The organism is uncultured Tateyamaria sp., from assembly GCF_947503045.1.
GTDB lineage: Bacteria > Pseudomonadota > Alphaproteobacteria > Rhodobacterales > Rhodobacteraceae > Tateyamaria.
On record NZ_CANNCF010000005.1, the window covers coordinates 181,206 to 195,553 of the forward strand.

Genomic DNA, 14,348 nt, shown 5'->3' on the forward strand with positions numbered 1-14,348 from the left:
ATGGGAGAGAAAGTGACAGCGCTGGATGTGGCCGAACGGGCGGGGGTGTCCCGTTCGGCTGTCAGTCGCGTCTTCACGCCGGGGGCGTCGGTGTCAGAACGCACGGCCAAAAAGGTGCGCACAGCTGCCGAGGCGCTGGGGTATCGACCAAATGTGCTGGCGCGTTCGCTGATCACGGGGCGGTCGCGGATTGTCGGGCTGCTGGTCGCGTATCTCGAAAACCATTTCTATCCCGAAGCCATCGAGCGGCTCAGCCGGAGCTTGCAGAAACAGGGCTATCACGTGCTGGTTTTCATGGCGTCGAACTCGGGCGAAGAGGCCGATGAGGTGATGGACGAATTGCTGGATTATCAGGTCGACGGCATCATCGCCGCCAGCGTGGGTATGTCCAATGATGTGACCCGCCGTTGCGAGGCTGCGGGCATTCCCATCGTGCTGTTCAACCGCGCGCAGGATGATGATCGCCTGTCTGCGGTGACGTCGGACAACTATCACGGCGGGCGCAAGCTGGCCGAATTCCTGGTCGCAGGCGGGCACAGCCGCATCGCCCATATCGCCGGGTGGGAAGGCGCGTCGACCCAGCGCGACCGCGAGGCGGGCTTTGTCGCGGGTCTGAGCGCGGCAGGCCAAAAGCTGTTTGCGCGCGGTGTCAGCGAATTCCAGTTCGAGAAGGCGCAGGAAGTGGCACGGGAGATGTTCGCAGGCCCCGAGCGGCCCGATGCGGTGTTCTGCGCCAATGACCACATGGCCTTTGCGGTGATGGATGTGCTGCGTTTTGAGCTGGGTCTGTCGGTGCCGGAGGATGTTTCGGTTGTGGGCTATGATGACGTGACCCTGTCGGCCTGGCCCAGCTATGCGCTGACCACCGTGCGCCAGCCTGCCGGACAGATGGCCGAGGCTGCCATCGACATTCTGATGGATCGCCTTGCCGATCCGGACACCAAACCACGCCGCGTCGCACTGGACGGGCCGTTGATTATTCGCGGCTCTGCCCGCATACCCAAAGGATGGAACGCATGAAGGGTTTTTCGAACCGGTGGAAAGACTTCCCCGATTACATCATCGGTATCACCAAGGAGATCTGGGAAGATCGCGGCATCGCGACCCTGCACCACTATTACAGCCCCGAAATTGTTGTGCGCGCGCCCGGGTCGGTGGTCATCGGCAATGAAAAGGTTATCGGGGCGACCATGGCGACGCTGGCGGAATTCCCCGACCGGACCCTGCTGGGCGAGGATGTGATCTGGTCGGGCACCCCGGACGAGGGCATGCTGTCCTCCCACCGCATCCTGTCAACGGCAACGCACACGGCGGATGGCGTCTATGGCAAGGCGTCAGGCAAGAAGCTGCAATACCGCATCATCGCGGACTGCCACGCGATCAATGATCAGATCAATGATGAATGGCTGATCCGGGACCAGACGGCCATCGTGAACCAGATCGGCTGGAACGCCAAGGACTACGCCGCCGATCTGATCGCCCGCGAGGGTGGCCCGGACCGGGCCGTGGCCCCGCTGACCCCCGCCACTGACCAACCCGGCCCCTACAAGGGGCGCGGCAATGACAACGAGTGGGGCGCGAAATACGCCGATATCCTGACCCGCATCATGGGTGCGGACATGGCGGCGATTCCGGGCGAATTTGATCGCGCGGTGCAATCCGAATATCCCGGTGGAGTGACCGGCCACGGCCACGGCCCGGTGGATCGGTTCTGGATGGGTCTGCGGGCCTCTTTTCCGGATGCGACCTTCACCATTGACCACCAGATCGGGCGCGATGATGACCTGATGCCGCCGCGGGCCGCAATCCGCTGGGCCTTGCATGGCAAGCATGACGGCTGGGGCTATTTCGGGGCCCCCACGGGGGCCGAAGTCTATGTGTTGGGGATCAGCCATGCCGAGTTTGGCCCATGGGGCCTGCGTCGCGAATATGCGCTGTTTGACGAGACAGCAATCTGGAAGCAAATCCTGTTGCAGACCGGATAGGGTCGGATTTTGCATATTTTCCGGAACAATGAAGGGCAGGACTGATGGAGCGATATGACGAGCTGATGTTCACCTCTGCCGTGCAGGCCCTGCAAGAGGCCGAGGGCATGCGTGAAAAGTATGCCCGCGGTTATGGGCCGCGCACCCGGGCGCTGGGCGCGGATGATATCGCCTTTGTCTCCGGTCGGACGTCGTTCTACATGGCTTCGGTGTCTGAAACCGGCTGGCCCTATGTCCAGCACAGGGGCGGCCCGGCGGGGTTTCTGAAAGTGCTGGATGACCACACGCTGGCTTTTGCGGATTACAAGGGCAACAAGCAGCATATCAGCCACGGCAATGTGTTGGGCGATGATCGCGTGTCGCTGTTCCTTATGGATTATCCGCGCAAGGCCCGGATGAAATTGCAGGGCCACGCTGTGTTCGAGGATGCAAGCGACAACCCGGACCTTGCTGCGCAACTGTCTGTGGACGGGCAGGGGCCGGTCGAGCGGCTGGTGACGATCCGGCTGGCCGCCTTTGACTGGAACTGCCCGCAATTCATCACCCCCCGCTTTGATGCCGCAGAGATCGCGCAGCTGGTGGGTCCCGAAATGGACAAGCTGGGTGCGCGCATCGCCGAACTTGAAGCCGAAAATGCAGCGCTGAAGGGGCAGGGATGAGCGACATATACCGCGCGGCCGAACGCCTGATGGGGATGCAGGATGCCGATTGGCGGCGTCATGCGAACCCGCTGAGCGTCTGGACCCGGTTCAGTTGTCTGCCGCTGCTCGTGCTGGCCATCTGGGCGCGGATCTGGGTTGGCTGGTGGGCGCTGGCGCTGTTTGTGCTGGCCTGCCTTTGGACATGGATCAACCCGCGCCTGTTTCCGCCGCCGGCGGATTTTGGCAGCTGGGCATCGCGCGCGACTTTGGGCGAGCGTGTTTTTCTGGCGCGCGACCGTCACAACATCGCCGCGCACCACATCCGCGCCGCGCACGTGCTGACGGGACTGTCCGCCCTTGGGGTTGTGCCGCTGGTTTACGGGCTGATCGCGCTTGAGCCCTTTGCCCTGCTTGCAGGCCTTGTTGCCACCATCCTGCCCAAAGTCTGGTTCTGCGACCGTATGGTCTGGATCCATGCCGAGCTGACCGGAACGACGCCCGGCACCCCCCTTGCCACACCGCTTTTACCACCTGAAAGGACCCCGATATGACCCCCGCCGAGATGGAGCCGCGCATCGTGCGTTACGGCGATCTGATGCCTTGCAAGACCGCGTTTATCGACGCGCACACGCCCGGCTCCGATCAAAAGGAGAACTTTACCATCATCGGGGGCGGAGTGTCGGAATCGCCTGATCAGCATGTGCATATCGCAATTCCACACGGCTTTAACATCGGGGCGGCAGGTCAACCGCCCAAATGCCGCAACTCGCTGCACAGCCACCGCACGGCCGAAGTGTTCTTTGTCCTGTCCGGGCGTTGGCGGTTCTTTTGGGGGCGCTGGGGCACGGCGGGCGAGGTGGTGCTGGAAGAAGGGGACATCATCAACATCCCCACCGGCATTTTCCGGGGGTTCGAGAATATCGGCACCGATTACGGGATGATCATGGCGATCCTTGGCGGTGACGACGCGGGCGGCGGCGTGATCTGGGCGCCGCAGGTGATCGAAGACGCCGCTGATCATGGGTTGGTGCTGGGCGAAAACGGCAAGCTTTATGACAGCAAAAAGGGCCAGAGCCTGCCTGATGGAGTTGCGCCCATGCCGCTGCTGAGCGAGGAGGACCTCAAAACCTATCCCGAAATGACGCCGATGCAGGTCGTCGGAATGGGTGTGCGCCGCTATTACGACATGATGGCGCTGGGCCAGCATCAGCCCTGCAAGGTGATTGGCGAGACCGGGATCATCCGCGACAAGCCGGGGTTCGAGGTTGATCTGATCACCCGTGGCAGTGCGACAGACGAGATGCACACGCATGATCGCCCTTCCGTACTGATGCCGATGCGCGGGCATTGGCGGATCACGTGGGACGGCGGGGCCACGACCCTTGCGCCGGGTGACACGATGAGCATGCCGGAGAATATCCGCCACAGTGCTGTGCCGTCGATGACGGGCGAGGCGTCGCTTTATCATATCGTGGCGACCGATGATCCTGCCGGACCCACATGGACCGGCTGAGCACGGCCATAGCGGCGGCGGTCTGCATCCTTGCGACCGCCGTTCTGCCCGCCCATGCGGGTTGGGTGGCGCGCACCGCGGATGACGGAGCGCTGTTTTATGGGCTGGCGATTGCGGAAGGGACTGGTTTTGCAGTGCGCTGCAACGGGCCTTCCCGACAAGGCCTGCCACCCGTCAGCGTCGGCGCCCATGAAGAGGCGCGCACGCAACCCTTTCATCTGATCTTCAGTCTGCGCCCGGAACTGCTTGCTGTCCCCGAGACGTATTACCAACGCGGCGATGTGGTGGTGTGGTCTGGCGCCACCGGCTACCGACTGCCAGTGACCACGTGGAACGAGTTGGACGGTGAATGGCAGGCCGAAGTGGCGATGACCGACGCGCTGCCTCTGTCGCTGATGACAGCCAATGACCTGATCGTCGGGGCCGAGGCTGGCCCGCACACGCGCATAACAATCGAAAACATGAACCAGTCCGTGGCCGAGGCGATGGCCTTTTGCGTCGCGGAATACCGCCGCGCGGGTCTGACCGCGCCATCGCCACTTGATCAGTACTGGCCGGGGGCCGACAACAGCGTGCTTTATGACGACACCGGACCGGGGTCGCCGGATGCCATGGTCGATTACGCCCGTGCGCATATCTCCAACGGTTGTTCGGGGGCGGCGCAGATCGAAGAGGGCGCGATCCTTCTGGGCGAGATCGACGGAGACGGGGTTGAAGATGCCGTTTTGAACTGGGGCCGTGTGACATGCAGCCAGGGCCTCGCCCGTCCGTTTTGCGGAGCGTCGATGTGCAGCGCTGACGTTTACCTCAGCAGTGCCTATGGCCGCCGCGGCGGGCCGTTTGGTCTGCTGGCACTTGGAGTGGATCTGTTGCCGCTGACCAACGGCCTTCAGGGCGTGTCCGTTGGCGGGTCTTTGTCGATGTGCAATGCGGCAGGGCAAGGCAGTGGCGGTTGCCGGTTTATCTGGTACTGGAACGGCGCGGACCTTGTTGAATTGAAGTGACCTGACCATGAGTGACCTCGACCCTCTCGCCGATGAGACCCGGCGCGTATACGAACGCCACGCCTCGGCCTATGACACCTCGCGCTCGCGGGCGCTGTTCGAGGCGCGGTGGCTGGCCCGTTTTGCGGCAAGCCTGCCTGCGCAATCGCGCGTTCTGGATCTTGGATGTGGCGCGGGCGAGCCCATTGCACGGTGGTTCATGGCCGAGGGTTTCCGTGTCACGGGCATCGACTATGCCGAGGCAATGCTGGACATCGCCCGTGCCCGCTGGCCAGGTGGAGACTGGCGGCAGGCCGATATGCGCGTCCTTGATCTGGGTGAGACATTTGACGGCATCATCGCATGGAACAGCCTGTTTCACCTGCGCCCCGAAGAACAACGCATCTGCCTTTCCCATCTGGCGTGCCACCTTGCCCCGGGCGGGTCGCTGCTGGTAACCGTGGGGCACAAGGCCGGGGAGGTGACAGGCACCGTGGCGGGCGAGACGGTCTATCACGCATCCTTGTCGCCTGCGGGCTATGCGACATGTCTCGAGGACAACGGGCTGCGCATGACCGGCTTTCTGGCCGAAGACCCCGAAACGAACGCACATAGCGTGCTGATGGCGCGCAAAGACCACGAGCAGGAGACCTAAATTGACCATTCTCACCACCCATGTCGGCAGCTTGCCACGCACCCAAGAGGTCGTCGATTTCATCTTTGCGCGCGAACGGGGCGAAGACTATGACGCCGCCGCTTTTGATGCTGCGATGACCAAGGCCGTGGATGAAACGGTGGCCAAACAGGTCGCGGCAGGCGTGGATGTGGTCAGCGATGGCGAGACGTCCAAGATTTCCTATGCGACTTACGTCAAGGACCGCTATACCGGCTTTTCCGGGGACAGCCCGCGCAATCCGCCCGCCGATCTCAAGCAATTCCCCAGCTTTCTCAAGCGTTTGGCCGACGATGGCGGAACACCGAAATATGCGCGCCCGATGTGCACAGGCGAGGTCAAAAGCCGCGGTCAGGGCGAGTTGGAAACGGATATCGCCAACCTCAAGACGGCAATGGCCAAACACGGCGCGACACAGGGTTTCATGAATGCGGCCTCACCGGGCGTGATCTCTCTGTTCCTGCAGAACGACTTTTACCCGACCCGCGATGCCTACCTTGCCGCCCTCGCCGATGCGATGAAGGCGGAGTACGAGACCATCGTGGGCGCGGGCCTTGATCTGCAACTGGATTGCCCTGACCTCGCGCTCAGTCGTCACATGTTGTTTTCGGACCTTTCGGATGCCGAGTTCATCAAGATCGCCGATGCCCATGTGGAGGCGCTGAACCATGCCCTGTCGGATGTGCCTGCCGAAAAGGTGCGCGTGCATATCTGCTGGGGGAATTACGAGGGGCCGCATGTCTGCGATATCGACATGGACACGGTGTTTCCCACCCTGATGTCGACCAAGGCGCGCTATGTGCTGTTTGAAACCTCGAACCCGCGCCATGCCCATGAATGGACCGTGTTCCGTGATCGCCGCTCCGAAATTCCGGATGACAAGGTGTTGGTGCCGGGCGTTGTGGACACCACCACCAACTTTGTCGAGCACCCGCAGGTGGTGGCCCAGCGGATCGAGCGGTTCACCGGCATCGTCGGGGCAGACCGGGTGATTGCAGGCAGCGATTGCGGCTTTGGTACGTTTGCTGGTTTTGGCGCGGTTGATCCCGACATCGCCTATGCCAAGCTCAATGCACTCACGACCGGGGCGGCGCTTGTCAAAACGTAGCGTTTTGGCGGTGTTCTGTGTGCTGCCCTGCCTGCCGCTATCTGCTGAGGAGGCTGCCATGGACCTTGCCCCGAACTGGGAATATGTCGCCGACACGGTGATGGGCGGCGTGTCGCAGGGCAGTGCCGTGCAGGCAGTCATTGCCGGGCGCACCGCCACGCACCTGACGGGCGCTGTGTCTCTCGACAACAATGGCGGCTTTGTACAGATCGCCTTTGATCTGGCCGACGGGGGCAAATTCGATGCCAGCGCCTATACCGGCATCGCATTTGACGTGTTCGGCAATGAGCAGACCTACGATCTGCGGGTGCGCACGGACGCGCTGACCCGCCCTTGGCAATCCTTTCGGGCGGAGTTCAAAGCACCTGCCGCGTGGACAACGGTGCGCGTGCCTTTTGCAGACTTGATCCCCCATCGCACGGAGGCCACGTTTGAGCCTGAGAGGTTGCGCCGGATCGGCATCCTGGCGGTAGGGCGCGAAATGCGGGTGGATCTTGCTGTGGCGTCAGTCTCTTTCTACCGATAAGGGATGCCCATCAGGGTGCATCACAACTTGTTGCCCCGGCAGATGCTTATCAGCGCGCGCTCCCCCTTTCTTTCTTTCGAGATATGGCGCTAAATACGGAAATTACTTTTTACGGTTGTTATTTTTTGTTCCGAATGACCGACGGCGCCTGTCTGGGGCGGGGGCCGCGAAATTGGGGGAAGCATTGGAATGAGGGTTGAGCGTGCCATATTGCTGGCGGACGTGTCCGGCAGCACTGCGCTATACCGATCCCACGGCGACGAACGCGCCAGCCAGCTGGTGTTTGAATGCGTCGAGGGGATGCAAAAGATCGCCACCATTCACGGCGGTGAATTTGTGCGCTCCAAGGGCGATGACGTGCTGTGCCTGTTTGAATCGGCTGATTCCGCCATTGCAGCGGCAGGTGACATGATGACCCACGGCGCGCGGGGCGAGGTGTCGCTGCACGCAGGCTTGCATTGGGGACTGGTGGTTCATCGCGGCACGGAACTGTTCGGCGATGCCATCAACATCGCCGCCCGCCTGTCCAGCCAGGCCAAGGAAAATGAAGTGCTGATGAGCCGCAGCCTCGTCAACTATGCCAAGAATACCGATCGGGGCGCGCTGCGGTCCTTGGGCGAACACACGTTGCGCGGCATCAACATGCCTACCGAGATTTTTGCCCTGATGGCCGGGGGCGATGATGACGGCGAGATGACGAATTTTGCCGCCCAGCCCACCATGTTCCAGGCGCAACGCAAGGAACAAGTCGCGAGGACTGCCGTGCGCCTGTCGTGGATGAACTGGTCACAGGACATTCATGAGGGCAATCATATCACGGTGGGCCGGTCCTCGGCCTGCGGTCTGGTCGTGCCCGAGGCCTGGGTGTCGCGCGTACATGCCGCCATTTCGGTGCGCGGCGGCATTGTCGAGTTCAAAGACAGCTCTTCGGCGGGCACAACGCTGGCCATCGGTAATGCGCCCGAATTCTACATTTGCCGCCAGACTGTCGCGCTGACGGGAACAGGTTCCATCGCGCTGGGCGGCGTTGCTTCGGGTGATGCTCCGCGCATCGCCTACGAAGTGGTGCAGGTCGACTAGCCCTCGCGCGGCGCAGGCGCGCCGCCTTCGAAATTGTTGCCGTTCTGATAATCACAAGGGTCTTCCTGCATCTGCAGATGCAACTCGTCGCCGGTATAGGGATGTGCGCGGGCAAGATCCTCGTCCACTTCGATCCCGAGGCCGGGCGTGTCGGATGGGGTGATGTATCCGTCTTCGACCCGGATTGTGCCGTTGATCAACCGGTCATGAAACGGCGTCTCGATGCTTTCGCACATCAGGATGTTGGGGATCGAGGCGGCAAGCTGCACATTGGCCGCCCACTCGATGGGGCCTGCATAGAGATGTGGGGCCATCTGCGCGTTGTAGGCTTCGGCGATGGCGGCAACCTTTTTCATCTCCCAAATACCGCCAGCGCGGCCCAATGCCGGTTGCAGGATGCTGGCGGCTCCGCTGCGCAGGATGGGGGCAAATTCGGCCTTGGTGGTCAGTCGCTCGCCCGTGGCGATGGGGATGCGCACGGCGCGCGCGACCCTTCCCATTTCTTCGACAGCATCCGGCGGAATAGGTTCTTCGAACCAAAGGGGGGAAAAGGGCTCAAGCGCCTGTCCCAGACGGATCGCGCCCGCCGTGGAGAACTGGCCGTGGGTGCCGAACAGCAGGTCGGCGCGGTCGCCCACGGCGTCGCGGATCGCCTTGCAGAACGCCACCGACTGGGAAATGTCGCGCATTCCCGGCATATGCCCGCCGCGCATTGTATAGGGGCCGGCAGGGTCGAACTTGACCGCTGTATAGCCACGATCAACGCAATCAAGTGCTGCCTCGGCGGCCATTTTGGGCGAGGTCCAGAATTCATCCAGCGGATGATGGGGCAGGGGATAAAGGTAGGTGTAGGCGCGGATGCGGTCATTCATCCGCCCACCCAGCAGCGCATGCACCGGACGCCCGCGCGCTTTGCCGAGAATATCCCAACAGGCGATCTCCAGTCCCGAAAACGCGCCCATCACAGTCAGGTCCGGGCGTTGCGTAAAGCCCGAGGAATAGGCGCGGCGGAACATCAGCTCGATGTTTTCGGGGTTCTCGCCCGCCATGTGGCGGTCAAACACGTCCTCGATCACAGCGCGCATCGCCTCTGGTCCCACGCTTGTAGCATAGCATTCACCCCAGCCGACAATCCCGTCATCCGATGTCAGTTTGACCAATGTCCAATACCGCCCGCCCCAGCCCGGCGCCGGAGGGGCGGTGACAATGATCTCGAGATCCCGAAGCTTCATGTGCGCGTCCCTCTTCTCTGTTTTTAAAAAATCCCGGGGGAGTCCCGTCACGGGACGGGGGCAGAGCCCCCCTTCAGTGGTCAAATACAATCACATTGCGCCGGGCCTTGCCCGCCTTGGTGTCCGCAATCGCCTCGTTGATCTGCTCCAGCGACCAGCGGCCCGAAATCAGTGAATCGAGCTGCAAACGGCCCTGTTCATACAGATCGACCATCCACGGAATGTCGCGCTGGATCACCACATCCCCCATTTTTGAACCGACCAGACCCTGCCCCATGAAAGCGGCGGTGACGGGTTCATATTCGGCCATGGCACCGGAATGGGGCATGCCGACCATCACAACCTTGCCACCTCGGCCGAGGTATTTCAGCGACTGATCATAGGCGGGGATGGCTCCGACGGTCACGATCACCGCATCAGCCCCTTTGCCACCAAGCGCCTTGAAGGCCGCGCGCCACGGGGTGTCGCCCGTGGCAAGCACACCGTGGGTTGCGCCGAACGCCTTGGCGTCCTCCAGTTTTTCCTCTGTCATGTCGACGGCCACGATGCGGCGTGCCCCGGCGATCCGTGCGCCCTGAATGGCATTGAGGCCGACGCCACCGGCCCCGATTACCACGACGTCTTGCCCGGCGCGCAACCCGGCGGCGTTAACGACCGCTCCAACGCCCGTAATCACCCCGCATGCGATCAGGCTGGCGGCATCCATGCGGATCGCGTCCGAGACTTTGACCAACTGGCTTTGATCTACGACCACCTTTTCGGCAAAGGCCCCGCAGGCCATCGCCTGGTGCAACATGCCGCCCTCCGTGGTGCGGATCGGACCTGCATCCCCGTCATAGGGGGTCTCGCAAATCGTCGGCTTGCCCCCGGCGCAGGACCGGCAGATGCCACAGGCCCGGATCAGGGTGACGACGACGCTGTCGCCTTCGGCCACCCCATTCACATTGGGTCCCACGGCACTGACCTTGCCCGCCGCCTCGTGACCGTAGACCGCAGGCAGGCTGCCGCCCCAGGCCCCACCGGCAAAGGAGATATCCGAATGGCAGATCGCCACCGCATGAAGGGTCACCTCGACCTCGCCGACATCAGGTGCGCGCAGGTGGATGTCTTCGATCACCAGAGGGGCGCCAAATTCGTGGCAGACGGCTGCTTTGATGGTTTGCATATTCTTCCCTTGTCGCGTCATGGCCGAGGCGCATTTTGCGTTGCGCTTTTCCGGACGGTGGCGCAGCCATGGCGCCCCTGCAAGCTCGAATGCGACGGATTATGGGCGCGGTTGACCGGTTGCGTCCGACGACACAGCGATTTTGCCAGCCCGCAGAAAGACCATCAGCCCCAGCGCCATCAGGATGGCGGACAGATAAAACGACGCCCCCGGCATGTAGAACGGTGCGGCAGGCCCGGTGAAGGAATAGAACACATAGGTCATGACCATGGGCGAGATGATCATCGCCAGCGCAGAAACCGAGGTCAGCGCGCCCTGTAATTCACCCTGCTGGTTGTCGTCGACGGCCTTGGACATGATCCCCTGCAGCGCAGGTGTGATCACTGCAGGAAGGGCCGCCAACGGCGTCAGGATCAAAAGGAAGGTGCCTGAACTGACAAAACCGATCAGCAAGAACACTCCGACATCGGCGATATGACCATAGATCACCGATCCCCGTTCGCCGATCACGCGCAGGATGGGGCGGATCAGCCCGCCTTGCACGATAGCCATGGATATCCCGAACAGCCCCAGCGACAGCCCACGCATGCCCGGCGACCAGTCAAAACGCTCAAGGGTGTAGTAGCTCCAGATCGCGGGATAGACCGTAAAGGCCACCTGGTAGATGAAGAACACCACCAGAAGCGGGCCCAGACCCGGCAGGCGGGCCAGGTATTTGAACAGCCCAAACGGGTTGGCGCGTCGCCATTCGAACGGGCGGCGGATGCGGTCGTCCACCGTTTCCCTGAGCACGAAATAGCCAAACACCGCATTGAGTGCCGCGAGCCCCGCCGCCGCATAAAACGGCGCGCGGGTGCCATATTCGGCCAGTGCCCCTCCGACCATCGGGCCAAAGACAAAGCCCATTCCGAACGCCGCACCGATCAACCCGAAATTCGCAGCCTTTTCCGACGGATTCGAGATGTCGGCCATATAGGCATTTGCCGTAGATTGCGTGGCGGCCGTGATCCCGCCCACGACCCGGCCCGCCAGCAACAGCCAGATCGATCCTGCCACCGCCATCACCAGATAGTCCGCCGCCATCACCACCAGCGAAAGCAACAACACCGGGCGGCGTCCAAAGCGGTCAGATAATGCGCCAATCACGGGTCCAAACAGGAATTGCATGAGCGCAAAGATCGTCGAAAGCAGCCCACCCCAAAGTGCGGCTGAGCCAAGGCTGCTGCCGCCAACCTCAAGGATCAGGTCGGGCATGACCGGCACGATCAACCCGATGCCCATTGCATCCAGCATCACAGTGAACAGGATGAAGACAACCGGCAGTTTCAAAGGCGGGCAACCCGCTTGGCAAAGGCGCGTGCATCCGCAGGGGCCAGACCCATTTGCGCGGCTGGATCAAACAGATTGTCCGCCAGATCAGGATGTGCGGCCTGCGCCACCTGTTTCAGCGGCACATTGTCGGCAACAGCCTTCGCCACCAGTGCCTTGGTCGCTGCCTGTGCATCTGGCCGCGACATCTGGCACGCGAGGGCAAAGCTGAGCGCTTCGGCGTGCAGCAGGCCCAGCCCGTCAACATGGGCACGCATTTGCGTTGTGTCGGGGCGGATGCTCTCGACCAGCCCGCGGGCTGTTTCAAGCGCGGCTGCGGTTGCCAGTGCCACCTGTGGCAAGACCATCCATTCGGTGAACCACGCCGCCCCGTCGCGTTGGTACTGATGTGCGCTGGCCGCCTGCAGGCTGGCGCGCAGGCCCGCCATCTGGTGGTTCAGTGCCACAAGCACGGAAGGTGCCACGGGGTTTTGTTTCTGCGGCATGGTCGATGAGCTGCCCGCCCCGTCCAGCCGCAATTCTCCGGTGTCCGAGCCGACAAGGCCAATCACGCTATGTCCCAAGGATGCAAGCGTCGCGGTCACTTCCGCCATCCATTCGGCAATGCGCAAAACGGGCCCGCGGTCGGTGTGCCAGCTGCGGCGAGGATCGCCCAGACCCAGTGCCTCGGCCAAGGCGGAGCGCGTTTCGGCGGCTTCGGTCCCAAGGGCGGAGGCTGTGCCCGCGGCCCCGCTCAGGCTCACCCAGAGGGAGGCATCTCGGAGCGCAGGTAGGCGCTCAAGCGCGTCCGCCAGCGGTTGCCCCCAATGCGCCAGCATCGCCCCCCAAGAGGTCACGGTGGCGTGCTGGCCATAGGTGCGTGCCGCCACGGGCGTGTCGGCATGGGCCTCGGCCTGCGGGCCCATGATCTGAAGGATGGTGCGCAATGTGTCTTCTTGTGCGGCCAGCGTCTGACGCAGGCGCAACATCAGCCCGGTGTCGATGATGTCCTGACTTGTGGCGCCCCAATGGGCGTATTGGGCATGTTCCGGTGCCTCCATTGCGGTGCGAAAGGCGGTGACAAGGCCGGGCACGCTCACCCCGTTGGTGGCTGTCGCGCGCGCGAGCCCCGCCGGGTCGATCTGCACTTCAAGGCTTGAGCGGTGGATGAAGGCAGCACTCAATTCCGGGATGATGCCTTGTGATCCCTGTACCTTGGCCAAGGCGCCTTCGACCAGCAGCATTGCACGCACTTCGGCGCTGTCGGACCACAGCCGCGCAACCTCGCCCGTGTCGAACAGAGAGCCGTAGAGGGCCGAGGCAAAGACGCTGGCGGCCATGGATCAGATATGCCCCGTCGCGCGCATGAAGTCGGTGATGACGCGCGCATATTCCTCGGGCTGCTCGACGCAGGGCAGGTGGCCTGCGCGGCGGATCAGGTGGAACTGGCTGCCTGGAACCAGATCGACGGTTTCGCGCACAAGGTCCGGGGGCGTCGCCCCGTCTTCGGACCCGGCAATGCCCAGCGTGGGCAGGCGCAGGGTTGCAGTGGTGGCATAAAAATCGCTGCCCGAAATCGCCGCCGAACAGCCCGCATAGCCGTCGTCCTGCTGACGCACCAGCATGTTGCGCCACAACTCCAGATCGGGCGTGTCGCGAAACGCCTTGGAAAACCACCGCTCCATCGTGGCGTCACCAAGGGCTTCGATCCCGCCCGATTTCACGCCCGCAATCCGGTCATCCCAAATCTGCTTGGTCCCGATCTTGGCGCCTGTGTTGGAAAGCACCATCGCGCGCATCAGGTCCAGTCGCTTGATGGCGAGGCCCTGGGCAATCAGTCCGCCGATCGACAAGCCGACAAAGAACGCGTCATTGAACCCGTGCATATCCATCAGCTTTTCTGCATCCGACACCAGCGCGCCCATCGCGTAAGGCCCTTCGGGGCAGGTCGACAGGCCGTGCCCGCGCTTGTCATAGCGCAGGATGCGCAGACCCGCCGGCAACAGCGGCATGATCGCGTCCCACAGGCGAAAATCCGTGCCCAGCGAGTTGGCAAATACCACGGGTGCGCCATCATCGGGCCCATCAATCCGGTAGTGCAGGCGCACGTCACCCAAATCTGCCATATGCATGA

General features: G+C 62.6%; 15 protein-coding genes. 10 read left to right on the forward strand and 5 right to left on the reverse strand.

Annotation, left to right across the window (positions count from 1 at the left end):
* From Q1A89_RS19605 to Q1A89_RS19650, 10 genes are all read left to right on the forward strand, one after another.
* Positions 1–1,020 carry a LacI family DNA-binding transcriptional regulator gene (locus tag Q1A89_RS19605; protein ID WP_299732498.1) on the forward strand — a complete coding sequence of 340 codons (1,020 nt, stop codon included), beginning with the start codon at positions 1–3 and terminating at the stop codon, positions 1,018–1,020.
* Positions 1,017–1,985 carry a nuclear transport factor 2 family protein gene (locus Q1A89_RS19610; protein ID WP_299732501.1) on the forward strand — a complete coding sequence of 323 codons (969 nt, stop codon included), beginning with the start codon at positions 1,017–1,019 and terminating at the stop codon, positions 1,983–1,985. The genes Q1A89_RS19605 and Q1A89_RS19610 overlap by 4 nt, the downstream gene beginning before the upstream one ends.
* A gap of 44 nt (positions 1,986–2,029) precedes the next feature.
* Positions 2,030–2,644, forward strand: a complete 615-nt coding sequence (locus tag Q1A89_RS19615) for a pyridoxamine 5'-phosphate oxidase family protein (RefSeq protein ID WP_299732504.1) — start codon at positions 2,030–2,032, stop codon at positions 2,642–2,644.
* Positions 2,641–3,177, forward strand: a complete 537-nt coding sequence (locus Q1A89_RS19620) for a DUF6653 family protein (RefSeq protein WP_299732507.1) — start codon at positions 2,641–2,643, stop codon at positions 3,175–3,177. Before Q1A89_RS19615 ends, Q1A89_RS19620 begins: the two co-directional genes overlap by 4 nt.
* A complete protein-coding gene (locus Q1A89_RS19625) occupies positions 3,174–4,139 on the forward strand; it encodes a cupin domain-containing protein (RefSeq protein ID WP_299732510.1) in 966 nt (321 codons plus the stop codon). The genes Q1A89_RS19620 and Q1A89_RS19625 overlap by 4 nt, the downstream gene beginning before the upstream one ends.
* Positions 4,127–5,143, forward strand: a complete 1,017-nt coding sequence (locus Q1A89_RS19630) for a hypothetical protein (protein WP_299732513.1) — start codon at positions 4,127–4,129, stop codon at positions 5,141–5,143. Before Q1A89_RS19625 ends, Q1A89_RS19630 begins: the two co-directional genes overlap by 13 nt.
* Positions 5,144–5,150: 7 nt before the next feature.
* Positions 5,151–5,777 (forward strand): class I SAM-dependent methyltransferase, encoded by a 627-nt coding sequence (locus Q1A89_RS19635; protein WP_299732516.1) that lies wholly within the window; start codon positions 5,151–5,153, stop codon positions 5,775–5,777.
* Position 5,778: 1 nt separating this feature from the next.
* Positions 5,779–6,903, forward strand: coding sequence for a cobalamin-independent methionine synthase II family protein (locus Q1A89_RS19640; RefSeq protein ID WP_299732519.1), 1,125 nt, complete (start codon positions 5,779–5,781; stop codon positions 6,901–6,903).
* Between the two features lie 58 nt (positions 6,904–6,961).
* Positions 6,962–7,429 (forward strand): CIA30 family protein, encoded by a 468-nt coding sequence (locus Q1A89_RS19645; protein WP_299732522.1) that lies wholly within the window; start codon positions 6,962–6,964, stop codon positions 7,427–7,429.
* Between the two features lie 189 nt (positions 7,430–7,618).
* Positions 7,619–8,509: an adenylate/guanylate cyclase domain-containing protein gene (locus Q1A89_RS19650; RefSeq protein ID WP_299732525.1), complete on the forward strand. Its 891-nt coding sequence runs from the start codon at positions 7,619–7,621 to the stop codon at positions 8,507–8,509.
* Here Q1A89_RS19650 and Q1A89_RS19655 read toward each other — a convergent pair.
* The 5 genes from Q1A89_RS19655 to pcaD form a co-directional block, all read right to left on the reverse strand.
* Entirely contained in the window at positions 8,506–9,741 is a 1,236-nt protein-coding gene (locus tag Q1A89_RS19655; RefSeq protein WP_299732528.1) for a mandelate racemase/muconate lactonizing enzyme family protein, read from the reverse strand. The two genes, Q1A89_RS19650 and Q1A89_RS19655, sit on opposite strands and share 4 nt — an antisense overlap.
* Before the next feature lie 73 nt (positions 9,742–9,814).
* The gene (locus Q1A89_RS19660; protein ID WP_299732531.1) at positions 9,815–10,906 is read right to left on the reverse strand and encodes a Zn-dependent alcohol dehydrogenase; all 1,092 of its coding nucleotides are present in this window, start codon (positions 10,904–10,906) and stop codon (positions 9,815–9,817) included.
* A gap of 99 nt (positions 10,907–11,005) precedes the next feature.
* Entirely contained in the window at positions 11,006–12,235 is a 1,230-nt protein-coding gene (locus Q1A89_RS19665; RefSeq protein ID WP_299732533.1) for a TCR/Tet family MFS transporter, read from the reverse strand.
* Positions 12,232–13,554: a lyase family protein gene (locus tag Q1A89_RS19670; RefSeq protein ID WP_299732536.1), complete on the reverse strand. Its 1,323-nt coding sequence runs from the start codon at positions 13,552–13,554 to the stop codon at positions 12,232–12,234. The genes Q1A89_RS19665 and Q1A89_RS19670 overlap by 4 nt, the downstream gene beginning before the upstream one ends.
* Before the next feature lie 3 nt (positions 13,555–13,557).
* Positions 13,558–14,346, reverse strand: a complete 789-nt coding sequence (gene pcaD, locus Q1A89_RS19675; RefSeq protein WP_299732539.1) for a 3-oxoadipate enol-lactonase — start codon at positions 14,344–14,346, stop codon at positions 13,558–13,560.
* Between the last annotated feature and the right edge of the window lie 2 nt (positions 14,347–14,348).

Excerpts from the sequence above, each read along its gene's own strand:
- Q1A89_RS19620 (WP_299732507.1), top strand. The coding sequence starts at position 2,641 with ATGAGCGACATATACCGCGCGGCCGAACGCCTGATGGGGATGCAGGAT.
- Q1A89_RS19615 (WP_299732504.1), top strand. The coding sequence starts at position 2,030 with ATGGAGCGATATGACGAGCTGATGTTCACCTCTGCCGTGCAGGCCCTG.
- Q1A89_RS19610 (WP_299732501.1), top strand. The coding sequence starts at position 1,017 with ATGAAGGGTTTTTCGAACCGGTGGAAAGACTTCCCCGATTACATCATC.
- pcaD (WP_299732539.1), bottom strand. The coding sequence starts at position 14,346 with ATGCATATGGCAGATTTGGGTGACGTGCGCCTGCACTACCGGATTGAT.
- Q1A89_RS19625 (WP_299732510.1), top strand. The coding sequence starts at position 3,174 with ATGACCCCCGCCGAGATGGAGCCGCGCATCGTGCGTTACGGCGATCTG.
- Q1A89_RS19605 (WP_299732498.1), top strand. The coding sequence starts at position 1 with ATGGGAGAGAAAGTGACAGCGCTGGATGTGGCCGAACGGGCGGGGGTG.
- Q1A89_RS19635 (WP_299732516.1), top strand. The coding sequence starts at position 5,151 with ATGAGTGACCTCGACCCTCTCGCCGATGAGACCCGGCGCGTATACGAA.
- Q1A89_RS19630 (WP_299732513.1), top strand. The coding sequence starts at position 4,127 with ATGGACCGGCTGAGCACGGCCATAGCGGCGGCGGTCTGCATCCTTGCG.
- Q1A89_RS19650 (WP_299732525.1), top strand. The coding sequence starts at position 7,619 with ATGAGGGTTGAGCGTGCCATATTGCTGGCGGACGTGTCCGGCAGCACT.
- Q1A89_RS19655 (WP_299732528.1), bottom strand. The coding sequence starts at position 9,741 with ATGAAGCTTCGGGATCTCGAGATCATTGTCACCGCCCCTCCGGCGCCG.
- Q1A89_RS19670 (WP_299732536.1), bottom strand. The coding sequence starts at position 13,554 with ATGGCCGCCAGCGTCTTTGCCTCGGCCCTCTACGGCTCTCTGTTCGAC.
- Q1A89_RS19660 (WP_299732531.1), bottom strand. The coding sequence starts at position 10,906 with ATGCAAACCATCAAAGCAGCCGTCTGCCACGAATTTGGCGCCCCTCTG.
- Q1A89_RS19645 (WP_299732522.1), top strand. The coding sequence starts at position 6,962 with ATGGACCTTGCCCCGAACTGGGAATATGTCGCCGACACGGTGATGGGC.